The organism is Paenarthrobacter sp. NPDC091711 (assembly GCF_044756605.1).
In the GTDB taxonomy this organism is placed as follows: Bacteria; Actinomycetota; Actinomycetes; order Actinomycetales; family Micrococcaceae; genus Arthrobacter.
On the sequence record NZ_JBIVTF010000028.1, the window covers coordinates 1 to 13,463 of the forward strand.

The 13,463-nt window shown below is 61.3% G+C and carries 16 protein-coding genes; 10 read left to right on the plus strand and 6 right to left on the minus strand.

The annotated features are described in order from the left end of the window. A partial coding sequence (locus ACIQH5_RS22165) for a class II fructose-bisphosphate aldolase (RefSeq protein WP_400407738.1) occupies positions 1 to 297 on the plus strand: 297 nt, incomplete at its 5' end. 114 nt (positions 298 to 411) lie between these two features. On the opposite strand, the gene ACIQH5_RS22170 is transcribed toward ACIQH5_RS22165, so the two are convergent. Further along, positions 412 to 1,251 carry a helix-turn-helix transcriptional regulator gene (locus tag ACIQH5_RS22170; RefSeq protein WP_400407741.1) on the minus strand — a complete coding sequence of 280 codons (840 nt, stop codon included), beginning with the start codon at positions 1,249 to 1,251 and terminating at the stop codon, positions 412 to 414. 86 nt (positions 1,252 to 1,337) lie between these two features. On the opposite strand from ACIQH5_RS22170, the gene ilvD reads away from it, so the two are divergent. Both ilvD and ACIQH5_RS22180 read left to right on the plus strand, forming a co-directional pair. Continuing rightward, on the plus strand, positions 1,338 to 3,200 hold the full coding sequence (gene ilvD / locus ACIQH5_RS22175; RefSeq protein ID WP_400407743.1) for a dihydroxy-acid dehydratase: 1,863 nt from the start codon (positions 1,338 to 1,340) through the stop codon (positions 3,198 to 3,200). A gap of 194 nt (positions 3,201 to 3,394) precedes the next feature. Continuing rightward, positions 3,395 to 3,616 carry a hypothetical protein gene (locus ACIQH5_RS22180; protein WP_062071178.1) on the plus strand — a complete coding sequence of 74 codons (222 nt, stop codon included), beginning with the start codon at positions 3,395 to 3,397 and terminating at the stop codon, positions 3,614 to 3,616. 65 nt (positions 3,617 to 3,681) lie between these two features. Here ACIQH5_RS22180 and ACIQH5_RS22185 read toward each other — a convergent pair whose 3' ends face one another. Beyond that, on the minus strand, positions 3,682 to 4,179 hold the full coding sequence (locus ACIQH5_RS22185) for a hypothetical protein (RefSeq protein ID WP_400407745.1): 498 nt from the start codon (positions 4,177 to 4,179) through the stop codon (positions 3,682 to 3,684). Between the two features lie 50 nt (positions 4,180 to 4,229). Then, complete coding sequence (locus ACIQH5_RS22190) at positions 4,230 to 4,439, minus strand: hypothetical protein (RefSeq protein WP_400407748.1); 210 nt, start codon at positions 4,437 to 4,439, stop codon at positions 4,230 to 4,232. A gap of 135 nt (positions 4,440 to 4,574) precedes the next feature. Here ACIQH5_RS22190 and ACIQH5_RS22195 point away from each other — a divergent pair, with 135 nt between their 5' ends. Continuing rightward, positions 4,575 to 5,312, plus strand: coding sequence for a GAF and ANTAR domain-containing protein (locus ACIQH5_RS22195; RefSeq protein WP_400407750.1), 738 nt, complete (start codon positions 4,575 to 4,577; stop codon positions 5,310 to 5,312). Between the two features lie 34 nt (positions 5,313 to 5,346). Here the strand turns inward: ACIQH5_RS22195 and ACIQH5_RS22200 are convergent, their stop codons facing one another. After that, the gene (locus tag ACIQH5_RS22200) at positions 5,347 to 5,634 is read right to left on the minus strand and encodes a hypothetical protein (RefSeq protein ID WP_400407752.1); all 288 of its coding nucleotides are present in this window, start codon (positions 5,632 to 5,634) and stop codon (positions 5,347 to 5,349) included. A 359-nt stretch (positions 5,635 to 5,993) separates the two neighbouring features. Between ACIQH5_RS22200 and ACIQH5_RS22205 the strand changes: the two genes are divergently transcribed. Both ACIQH5_RS22205 and glsA read left to right on the plus strand, forming a co-directional pair. Next, positions 5,994 to 6,374 carry an META domain-containing protein gene (locus tag ACIQH5_RS22205; protein WP_400407755.1) on the plus strand — a complete coding sequence of 127 codons (381 nt, stop codon included), beginning with the start codon at positions 5,994 to 5,996 and terminating at the stop codon, positions 6,372 to 6,374. A gap of 46 nt (positions 6,375 to 6,420) precedes the next feature. After that, on the plus strand, positions 6,421 to 7,443 hold the full coding sequence (gene glsA / locus ACIQH5_RS22210; RefSeq protein WP_400407758.1) for a glutaminase A: 1,023 nt from the start codon (positions 6,421 to 6,423) through the stop codon (positions 7,441 to 7,443). 20 nt (positions 7,444 to 7,463) lie between these two features. Here the strand turns inward: glsA and ACIQH5_RS22215 are convergent, their stop codons facing one another. Together ACIQH5_RS22215 and ACIQH5_RS22220 are read right to left on the minus strand one after the other, a co-directional pair. Next, a complete protein-coding gene (locus ACIQH5_RS22215) occupies positions 7,464 to 8,777 on the minus strand; it encodes an MFS transporter (protein ID WP_400407761.1) in 1,314 nt (437 codons plus the stop codon). Positions 8,778 to 8,852: 75 nt separating this feature from the next. Continuing rightward, positions 8,853 to 9,065, minus strand: a complete 213-nt coding sequence (locus ACIQH5_RS22220) for a hypothetical protein (RefSeq protein ID WP_400407764.1) — start codon at positions 9,063 to 9,065, stop codon at positions 8,853 to 8,855. 154 nt (positions 9,066 to 9,219) lie between these two features. On the opposite strand from ACIQH5_RS22220, the gene ACIQH5_RS22225 reads away from it, so the two are divergent. The 4 genes from ACIQH5_RS22225 to ACIQH5_RS22240 all read left to right on the plus strand — a co-directional run. Continuing rightward, on the plus strand, positions 9,220 to 10,035 hold the full coding sequence (locus tag ACIQH5_RS22225) for a hypothetical protein (protein WP_400407766.1): 816 nt from the start codon (positions 9,220 to 9,222) through the stop codon (positions 10,033 to 10,035). After that, positions 10,019 to 10,768, plus strand: a complete 750-nt coding sequence (locus tag ACIQH5_RS22230) for a LamB/YcsF family protein (RefSeq protein ID WP_400407769.1) — start codon at positions 10,019 to 10,021, stop codon at positions 10,766 to 10,768. The genes ACIQH5_RS22225 and ACIQH5_RS22230 overlap by 17 nt, the downstream gene beginning before the upstream one ends. A gap of 35 nt (positions 10,769 to 10,803) precedes the next feature. Next, the gene (locus ACIQH5_RS22235; protein WP_400407771.1) at positions 10,804 to 11,613 is read left to right on the plus strand and encodes a biotin-dependent carboxyltransferase family protein; all 810 of its coding nucleotides are present in this window, start codon (positions 10,804 to 10,806) and stop codon (positions 11,611 to 11,613) included. Positions 11,614 to 11,723: 110 nt separating this feature from the next. After that, positions 11,724 to 13,463 (plus strand): FG-GAP-like repeat-containing protein (locus ACIQH5_RS22240; protein ID WP_400407773.1); only part of this gene is annotated, 1,740 nt, incomplete at its 3' end.

Sequence of the window (13,463 nt, forward strand, 5' to 3'; positions counted from 1 at the left end):
AACCCGTTTGATCTGGTCTTCCACGGCGGTTCGGGCTCCACCGAGCAGGAAATCGCTGACGCCGTTTCCTATGGTGTGATCAAGATGAACATCGATACCGATACCCAGTACGCGTTCACCCGCCCGGTGGCCGGCCACATGTTCTCCAACTACGACGGCGTCCTGAAGATCGACGGCGAAATGGGCAACAAGAAGACCTATGATCCCCGCGTTTGGGGCGCTTCCGCCGAAGCCGGCATGGCCGCGCGCATCGTCGAAGCCGCCCAGCAGCTCGGATCGGTCGGCAAGACGACGTAGCTGTCACTCAAAGTGACCAACCAAAAAAGGTAGCTCAAGACACTCCGAAGCTGAGTATTCCTGGAACGCGGTGAAGCCATCCACGTGGTTGGGTGAGTTATTTACCTGGACCGATCAGCCGTCTTTACCCAGGCCCATCAATCGCTGCATCTGTTCCCCGGCGTCGCTCCCCGGCGCCGGGGTATAGACCACGATGTGCAGGTCCGGCCTGTCCGAGGGGGAGACCTGGTGATGTTCCATGTGCAGCACGCCAACTGCAGGGTGGTGAAACTGGCGCTCGCGGGATTCGAAGCCCAGGATGTCGTAGCGGTCCCAGCTTTCCTGGAATTCGGGGCTTGCTTCCTTGAGTCGCTCCACCTGGTACTCAACATCGGGGTCGCCCAAGCGCTGCCCGGTTTCGGCTCGGAACTCAGCCAGGAATCGCTTGCTGGTGACGTCCCAATCAGGGAGAAGGTTGCGGATGAAGGGGTCGGTGAACACCAGCCACAGCAGGTTCCGGTCCGAGGCATCGAACGTACCGATGTTGGGGTACAGCGCCTCATAAGCCCGATTCCAGCCGGCAATGCCCCAGTCCGGGGACAAAGCGTAGGAGGGATTAGGATCCAAGGCGTCCAGGAGCCGCTGCACATGCGCAGGAGCATCGGCCGCCACGGGTCCTTTAGGCGGCGCGGATGAATAGCCGCCCAAAGACAGCACGTAGCTCAGCCCGGTGTCCGAAAGGTGCAGGGCCCGCGCAATGGATTCAAGGACCTGCCGTGAGGGACTGATATCCCGGCCTTGTTCCAGCCAGGTGTACCAGGTGACACTCACGCCGGACAGGAAGGCGATCTCTTCCCGGCGTAGGCCGCGCTCACGGGATCGACCCACCGGGGGAAGGCCGTAATCGGAACGTAGGGCCTGGGTGCGGCGCGTCCTGAGGAATAGCCCCAGCTCCTTGCGCCTCTCATCTTTCACGCACTCAACACTATTACTCTGGTACTTTCACTACTAGTAGCAACACCGTCTTCCGCCCGTCATAGAAGAACAGCAGGATGGTACTTATGCCTGCACTACGCTCACGAACAGTTACCCACGGCCGCAACATGGCCGGCGCCCGCGCACTGCTGCGCGCCTCCGGCGTCGCCAACACGGACATCGGCAAGCCGATCATCGCCGTGGCCAACTCCTTCACGGAATTCGTTCCGGGCCACACTCACTTGGCCCCTGTGGGCAGGATCGTCTCCGACGCGATCCTCGCGGCCGGCGCTGTGCCGCGCGAATTCAACACCATCGCCGTGGACGACGGCATTGCCATGGGCCACTCCGGCATGCTCTACTCCCTGCCGTCCCGCGACCTGATCGCCGACTCCGTTGAGTACATGGTCAACGCACACTGCGCCGACGCGTTGGTCTGCATCTCCAACTGCGACAAGATCACACCGGGCATGCTCATGGCCGCGCTGCGCCTGAACATCCCCGTGGTGTTCGTCTCCGGCGGTCCTATGGAAGCCGGCCGCGTGACCTTGACTGACGGCTCTGTGCGCTCCCTGGACCTGGTGAACGCAATTGCCGATGCTGTTGACGAATCCATCTCCGATGAAGACATCAACCTCATCGAAGAGAACGCCTGCCCCACCTGCGGTTCCTGTTCGGGAATGTTCACCGCCAACTCCATGAACTGCCTCGCCGAGGCGATCGGCCTGGCCCTGCCGGGCAACGGCTCGGTGCTGGCGACCCACACCGCCCGCAAGGCGCTGTACGAGAAGGCCGGCGCCACCGTCGTCGAGCTTGTCAAGCGCTATTACGACGGCGACGACGAGTCTGTACTGCCGCGCTCCATCGCCACCGCTGAAGCGTTCGACAACGCCATGGCCCTGGACATTTCCATGGGCGGCTCCACCAACACCATTCTGCACCTGCTGGCCGCGGCCCAAGAGGCAGGCGTGGAGTATGGCCTGGCCGAGATGGACGCCAAATCCCGCCAGGTTCCGTGCCTGGCCAAGGTGGCCCCGAACGTCGCCGGGGACAAGACCTATTACATGGAGGACGTGCACCGCGCCGGCGGTATCCCCGCCCTGCTGGGTGAGCTGAACCGCGGCGGCCTCCTGCACAAAAACGTCCACTCGGTGCACTCCAATGACCTGGACGGCTGGCTGGACGACTGGGACATCCGTGGCGGCAAAGCCACTGAGGAAGCACAGGCGCTGTGGCATGCAGCCCCCGGCGGCGTGCGCTCCTCCACCGCGTTCTCGCAGTCGAACCAGTGGACCTCACTGGATACCGACGCCGAGGGTGGCTGCATCCGTTCCGTGGAGCACGCTTTCTCCAAGGACGGCGGCCTGGCGGTGCTGCGCGGCAACGTGGCAGTGGACGGCGCCGTGGTGAAGACCGCAGGCGTGGACGAGTCCATCTGGATCTTCGAAGGCCCTGCAGTCGTGTGCGAGTCACAGGACGAAGCCGTGGAAAAGATCCTCAACAAGACCATCAAGGAAGGCGACGTGGTGGTCATCCGCTACGAAGGCCCCAGGGGCGGTCCGGGTATGCAGGAAATGCTCTACCCAACCTCGTTCCTCAAAGGCCGCGGCCTGGGCAAGAAGTGCGCCCTCATCACGGACGGCCGCTTCTCCGGCGGTACCTCGGGCCTGTCGATCGGGCACATCTCCCCGGAAGCTGCCTCCGGTGGTGCCATCGCCCTGGTGGAGAACGGCGACATCATCAGCATCGACATCACGCAGCGTTCGCTTCAGTTGCAGGTCTCCGACGAGATCCTCGCCGAGCGCCGCGAAAAGCTCGAAGTCAACGGTGGTTACAAGCCGAAAGACCGCGAACGCCACGTCTCACCCGCTCTTCGTGCCTACGCCGCCATGGCGCTGTCCGCTGACAAGGGTGCCGTCCGGGACGTCTCGCTGGTGGAAAACCTCTAGCGACGACACCTGGCAGCTGCAGCCACGCTCTAGCGCGCGCCACCTAAGGGTGATTCCGCAGATTATTTAATTCATAGGGGTGCAGAGTGCCAAATGTGCGCCATTGTGGGCTATCTTGATCGTTATGCGGCCCGGACAGGGCTAATGGTCTACAGCACGTTTGCAATTGTTCCGCATCGATGAAAGGAAATGCCTTGGCTGTTTCTGTTGAATTGGGCAAAGCACTCGATAAAGCCTACGAAAACTCCACCCTTGATGAAATCCTGGCGGCCCCGCCGTCGGCGCTTGCCGGGCTGACCGACAAACACGCCGAACTGCTCGCTGACCTGGGTATCAAAACCGTCCGCGACCTGGGGAGTAACAAGTACTTCGCTGCCGCAGGCGTGCTGGTCGCGCTGGCTGGAAAAGCCGGATAATTCACCTCGCAACAGAAAGCGTACGACGGCGGGAGGTTCCCGCCGTCGTACGCTTTCTGTTGCGTTCAACGCAATATCTCCACCAAAGCCACCCACGAAAAAACCACTGCGCCGATCAGCGCAATGATGGTTCCGAAAGCAACCATCACCAGGCCCGCGGAAAGCGACTGCACAGTGAGCACGCCACCCACTGCGTAAATGACCAGCGGGAAAACGAACGAAACAATGTGTTGAGTATCCCAGCGGTGCGGGTGCCCCGGGGTGTCATCGCCCAAGACGGCGCGGGCGGCCAGGAAAGCGATCACCCCGCCCGCCAGGGCTCCGAGCAGAACCACGACGCCGAAAGTCCACAGCTCGAGGCCCGGGATGAGCGCCGCGCAGGACAGGACCACTCCGAGGATGAGCGCGGAAATGGAGGCTCCCGCGCGCGCTGCAAGTCCACGCGACTCGGCGATTTGCTTGATATTCACAGACAATGCCACGATCAGCAGCCCTCCAAGCGCCGCTCCAGCGCCGGCGATCGCCACATTGAACTCGCCCCAAGATTCCAATCCGGATTCCATGGGCCAAGGCTAGCGATACTGCGGTGTCTCAGGTAGGGGGACTCTCTCCCTCACAGCGGAGCGTCGATGCCGAGGTCTTCGAGCGCCCAGGACAGGATTCGCAGCTCGAAAGGGTGCCGTTCCTGGATCTCAAAGACGTAGGCGTCAAGCTCAAGGACGGGAGCATTTCCTCCCTGGGCCCAGTACCTGAGCCACAGGTCTTCAATATCGATGGTCCGGTTCCGTATGAGGTTTCGCGCTGTTCTACGTGGATCTTCCATGGCAGGTATCCCGTTGCAAGCGGCGGGTCGCTCTCGGAGTGATTTGATCAGGTACCTTACTTTTTAAACTTTACCTCTCCTCGGTTTCCCGGGCAATGGGTGACGGGAGGCCCAAGTGTTCCTACGATTAGGCTCATGGAACCTACCGGAAGTGCCGAACACATTAGAAGCCTGCACGAATTGGTGGTCGGTAGTTCAGACATCCACGGAATCCTGAATGGCGTGACCGGCTTCGCCTGTGATGCCATGAGCAAGGTGGCCGGCGAAAACATCGACTGCGCCCTGACGTTGCGCCGACGTAAACGGACGTCCACTGTTGCGGGCAGCAGTGAGAGGGCTGTGTATTTGGACAAGATTGAACAGGAACTTCGGCAGGGCCCCTGTTTGGCAGCGTTAGACGCCGGGCGTCCGATGCTCCTGGCCGACGTTAGCACCGACACCAACTGGCCGCTTTACAGCAAGGCCTTGGCAGCTGAGGGCGTCCATAGTGCCCTGGGTGTTCCCATGGACTTGGGCGAGACATCTCAGGCGGTCATCAACTTCTTCGCACCCACAGCCGGGACCTTCACAGATGCTGTCATTGCTGAAGCTGCCGCCTTCGCCGATGTTGCCGGTAGTACCTTGCGCCTGGCCATCAGGGTGGAAACCGTGGAGCAACTCAACGCCGACCTGAAGACGGCGATGTCCTCCAGGACAGTCATTGACCTCGCCTGCGGCGTCATCATGGCCCAGAACCGATGCAGCCAGGACGAAGCATTCAGCGTGCTGACCAAAGCATCAAGCCACCGAAACCAAAAACTTCATGCTGTTGCATCAGAAATCATCGCCAACCTCAGCGGCAGTAGTGACAACCAACTGCGCTTTGAGGACTAGGCAGTTTGACGAACGGTTCTGAGTGCTGGGCTCCTTAGTACAACTGAGCCGCTTGGTCGCCGCCGCAGAGTGACGACGGCGGGGGCGACCCACCGCCGTCGGGCTCGCTGGCCGGGCCAGCGGCGCCGGTTGCGACCCTGCGGAGCTTGGTGCGTCCCAGGAAGAGCATGGCCAATGGTGCGAGCAAGAGGAGAAGGCCAACCGTGCCCAGCCATGCGATGCCTGCAACGAAGACCAGGCCCACCATGTACAGAAGGTGGATGTCCGGAGCACTCGTCAACGACACAGTGGTTGCGAAGGCCGGACCTTGGGATAACTTCATATCTTGCTCCTGCGGGGGCGTCAGTTGCTCACTTTTTCCTACTGCTTATGTGTGTTCTGACCGGCCGGAAAGTGATGGGAAAACCAGAGGGAAAAGACCTACCCAATAAGTCCGCGTCACGTTTCCGCAGGCCAGGGCACATATCCAGTGCCCAAGTCGTTGAACCGCGTCCGTGCCGTAGCCCTTTTCGGCCGCGTTGTGGTTCGCCGACGGAGTTGTCAGTGATGGGTGTGGCGGGTTCTGGGGCCCGCCCGGGGCGCCATCACTGAGTAAACCGGGCTAGTGCGGTCGGTCGTCTGAGTCGCGACCGACCGCACGACCCGGTAGACGGCCGAAGTGCGTAAACCTAGACTGACCGCATGGCGCAGACCAAGCCCCGCATCATTCGCGCTGTTTCCCTGGCCTTCATTGCTGCCGTCTTCATTGCAGGCTGCGCGGGAAGCGGCACCAGTCCTTTCGTCGGTGCGTGGGGTGACACCAGCGACACCAAGCAACCTTCCCTGGACCTCACATCAGATGGCAATGCCACCGGAACTGATGGCTGCAACAGGCTCAGGGGATCGTGGAAAGAAGACGGCAAGACCATCTCGTTCGGAGGTTTCGCCTCCACCCGGATGGCCTGCGAAGGCGTGGATACCTGGCTTTCAAACGCGTCGACGGCCAAAATCCAGGAAGACGGGAAGCTGGCGGTGTTCGGCCAAGGCGGGGATCAGATCGGGACGCTCGTACCCGGCAAGTAACCGCATCCCGTCCGGGCATCAGTTTCAACGAATCGTGGGGGACGCCGTGGTGGATTCAAATGTTGAGGGTGTGGAACAGACAGTCTCAACCGGAACATTGCCCGGCTGGGATCAGGTCGATTCGCTGGTAGCGGCAGCATACGAGCGGAACAGTGCGTGCAGTGACGGCTCCGCGGCAGACTACATCCCCGTTCTCGCGCAAGCTGACCCTGATCTCTTCGGCGTCTGCGTGGTGGAGGTGGATGGCGGAGTGCATGTGGCCGGCGATGCCGAGGTGGAGTTCTCCATCCAGTCCATCTCCAAAGCCTTCGTCTACGCCCTGGTGTGTGAGGACCTCGGGCACACTGCCGTGGGTGACTTGGTGGGCGTGAACAACACCGGCTTGGCCTTCAACTCCGTGATGGCAATAGAACTCAATGACGGCCACCCCATGAATCCCATGGTCAACGCCGGTGCGCTGGCCACCACCGCCCTGGTGCCAGGCACCACCCCGGACGATCAGTGGGACAACATTCACAAGGGACTGTCGGCTTTCGCAGGCCGTACGCTGATGCTGGATGAGGAGGTCTACCTGTCTGAATCCGCGACCAATACCCGGAACCGCGCCATTGCCCGGCTTTTGGAAAGCTACGGCAGGATGGGCCGCGATCCGTTGGAAGTAGTGGATGTTTACACCAAGCAATGCTCGCTGCGCGTCAGCGCCCGGGACCTCGCCATCATGGGCGCCACATTGGCCGACGGCGGGGTCAATCCCGTGAGTGGCGAGCGGGTGGTCTCCGCTGAAGTCTGCCGGGACACCCTTGCCATCCTTGCGGCCAACGGGCTGTACGAAAGATCCGGGGAATGGCTCTTCGAGATCGGGCTCCCGGGCAAATCCGGGGTGTCCGGTGGGCTGCTCACGGTGTCACCCGGCAAGGCAGGAATCGGGGCCTTCTCGCCGCGGCTCGACTCTGCCGGTAACAGCGTCCGCGGGCAACAGGCCACCGCGTATCTATCCCGGGTCCTGGGTTTGAACATCTTCGCGTCCCAACCACATGCCCCGGGGGAACGGTCCTCGGGGGCCCGCTAGCACTGCGGTGCGGACACACGCTACACAGAGTCGGGCTGAGTGTCTGCAGATTCTGAGTCCATGGTGGTGGAGGTCAAGGGGTTCTCCATCTCATCGGTCATCATGCGTGCTGCGAAGAGCGCCACGAAGGCCATGATGGGGCACACCAAACCGGCGATGAAGAAGATGAGCCAGAGAGGAACCACCTCGGCCACAGGTCCGGCAAGGGCCATGGAAACCGGCATCAAGGCCAGCGAAACGAAGAAGTCCAGGCTTGAAATCCGACCCAGCAAATGCCGTGGCACTCGTCGTTGCAGCAGCGTCCCCCAGATGACCATGCCAACTCCCTCGGTGGCACCGAAGACGAGCATCGCGGCGCCGAGCACCCAGAAATTGTCCATGAATCCGATCGCAGCAACCGGCAGGCTTCCCAACCCCCACGTCACCACCATCACGGTCAGGTAGCGCCGGGGGAGGCGGAACGTTGCCGTGGCCAGCGCGGCGGCGGCGCTGCCTACCCCCATGACTGCCAGCAGGAAGCCGAACGTCCTCGAGTCGCCGCCCAATTGATCGCGGACCACGAACGGAAGCAGGACCTCGATGGGACCGATCAGGAAAAGCACGGACAAACAGGCCCAGATCAGGGTCCACAGAAGCCACGGTGTGCGGATGGTGTAGCTGAATCCTTCCCGGAGGTCCTTGATCAGCGAGGATCTGCCGGTTCCCGGGGCTGTAGTGTCCGGAACGGTTTCACCCGGGCCAGAAGCCTGACGGCTCAGAAGGTTCACAATCCCAAACGCCAGCAAGTGGCACACTGCCACGCCGGCCACGGCATGGGCCGGGGACAGCACCGCCACCAGGATCCCCGCGATTGCCGGGCCCGCTGCCTGCTGCAAAACCGGCCGCACTGTTCCTTCCAGTCCATTGGCAGCCAGAAGGTCGTCGGCCGGCAGGATGCGCGGAAGCATGGCCGAATACGCGGGGAAGAAGAACGCCTGGCCCACACCTAGGACGAAGGCCCCCACGGCCAAGTGCCACAGCTGAATGACATTGAACATGGCAAGTGCTGTGATGGTGGCAATGACGGCAAGGTTGGCGCCTTCCACCGCAATGATGAGGAGCCGCTGCGGGAACCGGTCGGCCGCGATACCGCCCGCCAGGACAAAGCCCACCAATCCGATGCTGGCTGCGGTGGCAACCAAGGATAGTTCAAGCGGACCGCCACCAAGGTGGATGACCTCATAAACCATCGCCACCGCCCACATGCCGGATCCGAAGATGGATATGGACAGCGCAGAAATCAGCACCCGGAATTCCCGGTGCGCGAAGGGACGCAACGCTCTCAGCGAGGCCATTCCCTTAGCCTAAACCTGTGCGTTGGCGTGGTGGTTGGCACCCGGTCTCTGGAACGAAGTCCAGGAGGAACCAGGTTATGAAGCGCCCGACGGCGGGGCGTCGTCGTCGTCGATGTCCGCACCTTCTGCGGGGTCCTGGCTGTGCAAACCGGTATCGTGCGGAACCCAGCCTTCAGTTTCACCCTCCGCCGGGGCGTCGGCGTGGTGCCGGACGGCATGTTCGTTCTTGTCCGAGGCATTCATAACGGATACTTCCTGTCCTTGCTTGGACTGCTTCCGTGAGTGCATCCCAGTTTACGCTGGAGGATGGCCGAAGTGGGGTCCGCTCTCCGCGGAATACTGTCCACATACGGCCATCAACGGCACTCGCAGGGCGAGGGCGTGGCATAGGCTGAAGCCAGCAGTTCCCCGTAAAACGACTAACTGCCAAGGAGAGGTGAAGATGCCCAAGCGCCCCAACCCGGCGGTGAAGATCGCCCAGGAAACAGCCCATAACGCAGTGTTTGACGACCAAGGCAACGCCAAGCCCGGAGTGCACAATGTGCTGCTGAAGGCCGTGGAAGTCCAGCGGCCCCTGGTCCTGGCAAACCTCCGCAGGCTTCAACGCCGGCACCCCAATGACTCACCGGCTCAGCTTGCCGCCAAACTGGAACGCCACTACCTGCTTGCCATCTCCGGCGGGGGTGCAGCGGTGGGAGCTACCGCCGTCGTGCCTGGTATTGGAACCGCGGCGTCGCTGGGACTATCCGCGCTCGCAACCGTGGGCTTCCTGGAGACCACCGCTCTCTATGCGTCATCCTTGGCGGAGCTGCACGGTATCCGGCTGACTGATCCCGTTCGCGCTCAAACCATGGTCATGGCCATCATGCTGGGAGAAGAGGGCACGTCCATGCTGGGTGCCCTGAGCGGCCAGTCGCTGGGTCGTGGCAAAGGAGTGACCAACGCGTGGGGCCGGACGCTGACCAAGAAGATTCCAGGTAGTGGATTCGGCGTCATCCGCGACTCCATCCAGCGTGCGTTCCTGAAGAACCTCCTGAAACGGCAAGGTACCGCGTTCCTCGGACGCGCCCTGCCGTTCGGCGTGGGCGCCGTGGTAGGTGGTGCAGGCAACCTGATGATGGGCCGGGCCGTGGTGTCCACGGCCAAGGAAGCATTCGGTCCGCTCCCGGATACCGTGCCGGGCGAGCTGCTCCCGAACGCACCAAAGAATGCCCTGAAAACAACGCTGGAAGGCGGTAACGGTGGATCTGAACGCTGACCTGGGGGAGTCCTTTGGCTCCTGGACCATGGGAGACGACGCCTCGATGTTCCGCATCGTGAGCAGCGCCAACGTGGCCTGCGGCTTCCACGCCGGGGATCCCCTCACCATGCTGGACAGCTGCCGTGCAGCATTCGAACTGGATGTCCGCGTCGGCGCCCACGTGGGGTACAGGGACCTGGCTGGCTTCGGCCGGCGTTCCTTGGACATGACCTTCGATGAGTTGTTCGGAGATGTCCTGTACCAACTGGGCGCCTTGGACGGCATGGCCCACGCGGTGGGAGCATCAGTGGATTATGTGAAGCCCCACGGTGCGCTCTACAACAGGATCGTCCGCGACGCTGAGCAAGCCGAAGCCGTAGTGGCGGCCGTCCACGCCTACGATCCCGGGCTGCCGGTCCTGGGTTTGCCGGGGTCAGCGTGGCTGACGCTCGCTGAGGAATCCGGGCACCCGGTGTTCCGCGAAGCATTCGTGGACCGGGCCTATCTCCCGGACGGGACGCTGGTACCGCGTACTCAGGAAGGCGCCGTATTGCATGACCCTGACGCCGTCGTGGCCCAGGCCGTGCGGCTCGCAACGCGCAAAGAAGTGCTGGCCATAGACGGAACCGTGGTGCCGGTGCAGGCCGATTCGCTGTGCATCCACGGCGATACGCCCGGCGCAGTGAACATGGCTGCTGCGGTTCGGGAGGGCTTGGAGAAGGCCGGCGTTGAGATTGAAGCGTTCGCATAAATCCGTGTCCGTAAACCTGTGACTGGGGAGGTCCGATGGGTGCGGTAGTGGTGGAGTCGGGATCGAGCACGCTGGTTCTCGGCCAGGAGAAGGTACTGGACCGTGCGTCCATGCATCTGGCCAATACCTTGTTGGGTAACCCGGACGCTGCAGCCGGACTCGAGGTGCTGCTGGGTGGGCTGAAGCTGAGATTCGTGACGGGCTCGGCCGTGGCGGTTACCGGCGCCGAGGGCGTGGTGACCCTCAACGGCAAGGAACTTCCACTGAACAAAGCGGTTCGTGTCCCTCCCGGAGCAGTGCTTGAGTTCGGCCCTGCCCTGTTTGGTCTCCGTTACTACGTGGGGGTCCAAGGCGGAATTATGGCGCACGGAGAGCCAGCGCAAGAGAAGGCGCTACGCGCTGGTGCGACTCTGACGTTCGGGCGGCCGCTTGGCCATGGTTTCCCCGACGTGAACCACCCCGCCCGGCGTGCTGTGGATCCGGAACGCCCAGTGGTGGTCAGGGTTTCGCGCGGGCCTCAGGCATCGAATTTCGACGCCGGTACGTGGCTTCGATTGACCAGTGAACCCTGGATCCTCTCGCCGAAATCGGATCGAGTGGGTGCGCGACTCGCTGGCCGACCACTTGACGGTTCTGCTGCTTCCTTGGATGCCGCCGCCGAAGAACACCAGCGCCAACCGCTGGTATCGGGCTCTGTCCTGCTGCCGCCGTCGGGCCTTCCTATTGTTGCACTGGCCGGCCACCCGGATACTGCCGAGTCCCCGGTCATCGCAGTGGTCCGGGACGAGGACGTGGACCTGATCGGCCAAGCCAGGCCTGGGCAAATGGTGCATCTTTTGGGCTGAGCCGCAGTAACTACCTCTGAGGCGGGGAATGCAGTCATAAAAGATAACTTTTACTGCGTTTCTTGACCCAGTGACCATAAAACGGGGATCTCTACCGTAATCTCAGGATCATGCCTCGTTTACTGCCCTCTATTGTGGCCACGACTGCCATCCTTGTTGCGTGTTCCACGCTCTCTCCGTTCAATACCCCGGCCCATGCCGCACCGGACTTGCCCGCCACGATTCAAACAGGGAACAAGCCCCTAGCAGTGGCAGTTAACGAGAAGACCAACAAGATATATGTAGCAAATTCCGGTGATAGCTCCGTCACGGTCATTGATGGGTCCACGAATAGCACTACGGCTGTGAGTGCCGGTGCCAGGCCAGTCGCCCTCGTAGTTAATCCCGTCACCAACAAAACGTACGTGGCAAACAGTGACGGTAATTCGGTGACTGTGATCGATGGCGCAACAAATACCACCGTCACCGTTCCGGTAGGAACTCAGCCTGGTGACATTGCTGTCAATACCAAAACGAACAAGGTGTACGTCGCCCATGGTGGGGCGGGTTCGGTGACAGTCCTTGATGGTCTTACCCACACAACGACGACTGTTGCTACCGGCTATATGCCGACGGATCTAGTGGTAAATGATGCAATCAATAAGGTTTACGTTACAAACCACTACTCCAACACTGTGACGATCATCGACGGACTCTCGAATGAGACCGTTACAGTCCCCACGGGAGAGGGTCCCAGGGACCCCGCGGTCAATGTCGCTACCAACAAGGTGTACGTACCGAACAGCTACGGCGGATCCCTGACTGTGATCGAGGGTGCCTCAAACGCAACATCAACCATCAGCCTTCCGATTCCCCCATGGTCACTCGCCGTGAATTCAACCACCAACAAAATATTCGCCGCTAACTACCTTGATGTAGGTGCCATTATCGACGGCACGTCTCTCTCTGTGGTGGAAAAGAGTTTCGGCTCTTCAGCGATGGACATGGTTGTCAATGAATCCACCAACCAACTTTTCGCCGTGAATTATCCTACGAATACTGTCACGGTGTTGGATGGTGCCAGCAACACCACCAAGAGGGTCCCCGTCGGTGCAGGTCCCATTGCGCTGGCCCTCAACAAGGACACCGGCATTGTTTATGTAGCCAACTCTGATAGCAATACCGTCTCAGCCCTCCATGTCGAGCCGGGACCAGGTACACAGAAAAACGACTTCAACGGCGATGGTCATGCTGATGTGTTGGCCCGTGATTCTTCGGGTGTGTTGTGGCTGTATCCGGGTAACGGTGCCGGTGGTTGGCTTGCTCGTGTTCAGGCCGGTCAGGGTTGGAATGTGATGACGTCGATTACGGGTCCGGGTGATTTCAATGGTGATGGGTATGCGGATGTCCTGGCCCGTGATTCTTCGGGGACGTTGTGGCTTTATCCGGGTAACGGTTCTGGTGGTTGGCTTGCTCGTGTTCAGGCCGGTCAGGGTTGGAATGTGATGACTTCCATTACGGGTCCGGGTGATTTCAATGGTGATGGGTATGCGGATGTCCTGGCCCGTGACACCTCCGGGACCCTGTGGCTGTATCCGGGCAATGGTGCTGGTGGTTGGCTTGCGCGTGTTCAGGCCGGTCAGGGTTGGAATGTCATGACGTCGGTTACGGGTCCGGGTGATTTCAATGGTGATGGGCATTCCGATGTCCTCGCCCGTGACACCTCCGGGACCCTGTGGCTCTATCCGGGCAACGGTTCTGGTGGTTGGCTTGCCCGTGTTCAGGCCGGTCAGGGTTGGAATGTCATGACGTCGGTTACGGGTCCGGGTGATTTCAATGGTGATGGGCATTCCGATGTCCTCGCCCGTGAC

Coding starts and splice junctions, on each gene's coding strand:
- ACIQH5_RS22205 (WP_400407755.1), top strand. CDS start 5,994: ATGGCGCAGACCAAGCCCCGCATCATTCGCGCTGTTTCCCTGGCCTTC.
- ACIQH5_RS22185 (WP_400407745.1), bottom strand. CDS start 4,179: ATGGAATCCGGATTGGAATCTTGGGGCGAGTTCAATGTGGCGATCGCC.
- ACIQH5_RS22195 (WP_400407750.1), top strand. CDS start 4,575: ATGGAACCTACCGGAAGTGCCGAACACATTAGAAGCCTGCACGAATTG.
- ACIQH5_RS22220 (WP_400407764.1), bottom strand. CDS start 9,065: ATGCACTCACGGAAGCAGTCCAAGCAAGGACAGGAAGTATCCGTTATG.
- ACIQH5_RS22200 (WP_400407752.1), bottom strand. CDS start 5,634: ATGAAGTTATCCCAAGGTCCGGCCTTCGCAACCACTGTGTCGTTGACG.
- ACIQH5_RS22190 (WP_400407748.1), bottom strand. CDS start 4,439: ATGGAAGATCCACGTAGAACAGCGCGAAACCTCATACGGAACCGGACC.
- ilvD (WP_400407743.1), top strand. CDS start 1,338: ATGCCTGCACTACGCTCACGAACAGTTACCCACGGCCGCAACATGGCC.
- ACIQH5_RS22235 (WP_400407771.1), top strand. CDS start 10,804: ATGGGTGCGGTAGTGGTGGAGTCGGGATCGAGCACGCTGGTTCTCGGC.
- ACIQH5_RS22215 (WP_400407761.1), bottom strand. CDS start 8,777: ATGGCCTCGCTGAGAGCGTTGCGTCCCTTCGCGCACCGGGAATTCCGG.
- ACIQH5_RS22225 (WP_400407766.1), top strand. CDS start 9,220: ATGCCCAAGCGCCCCAACCCGGCGGTGAAGATCGCCCAGGAAACAGCC.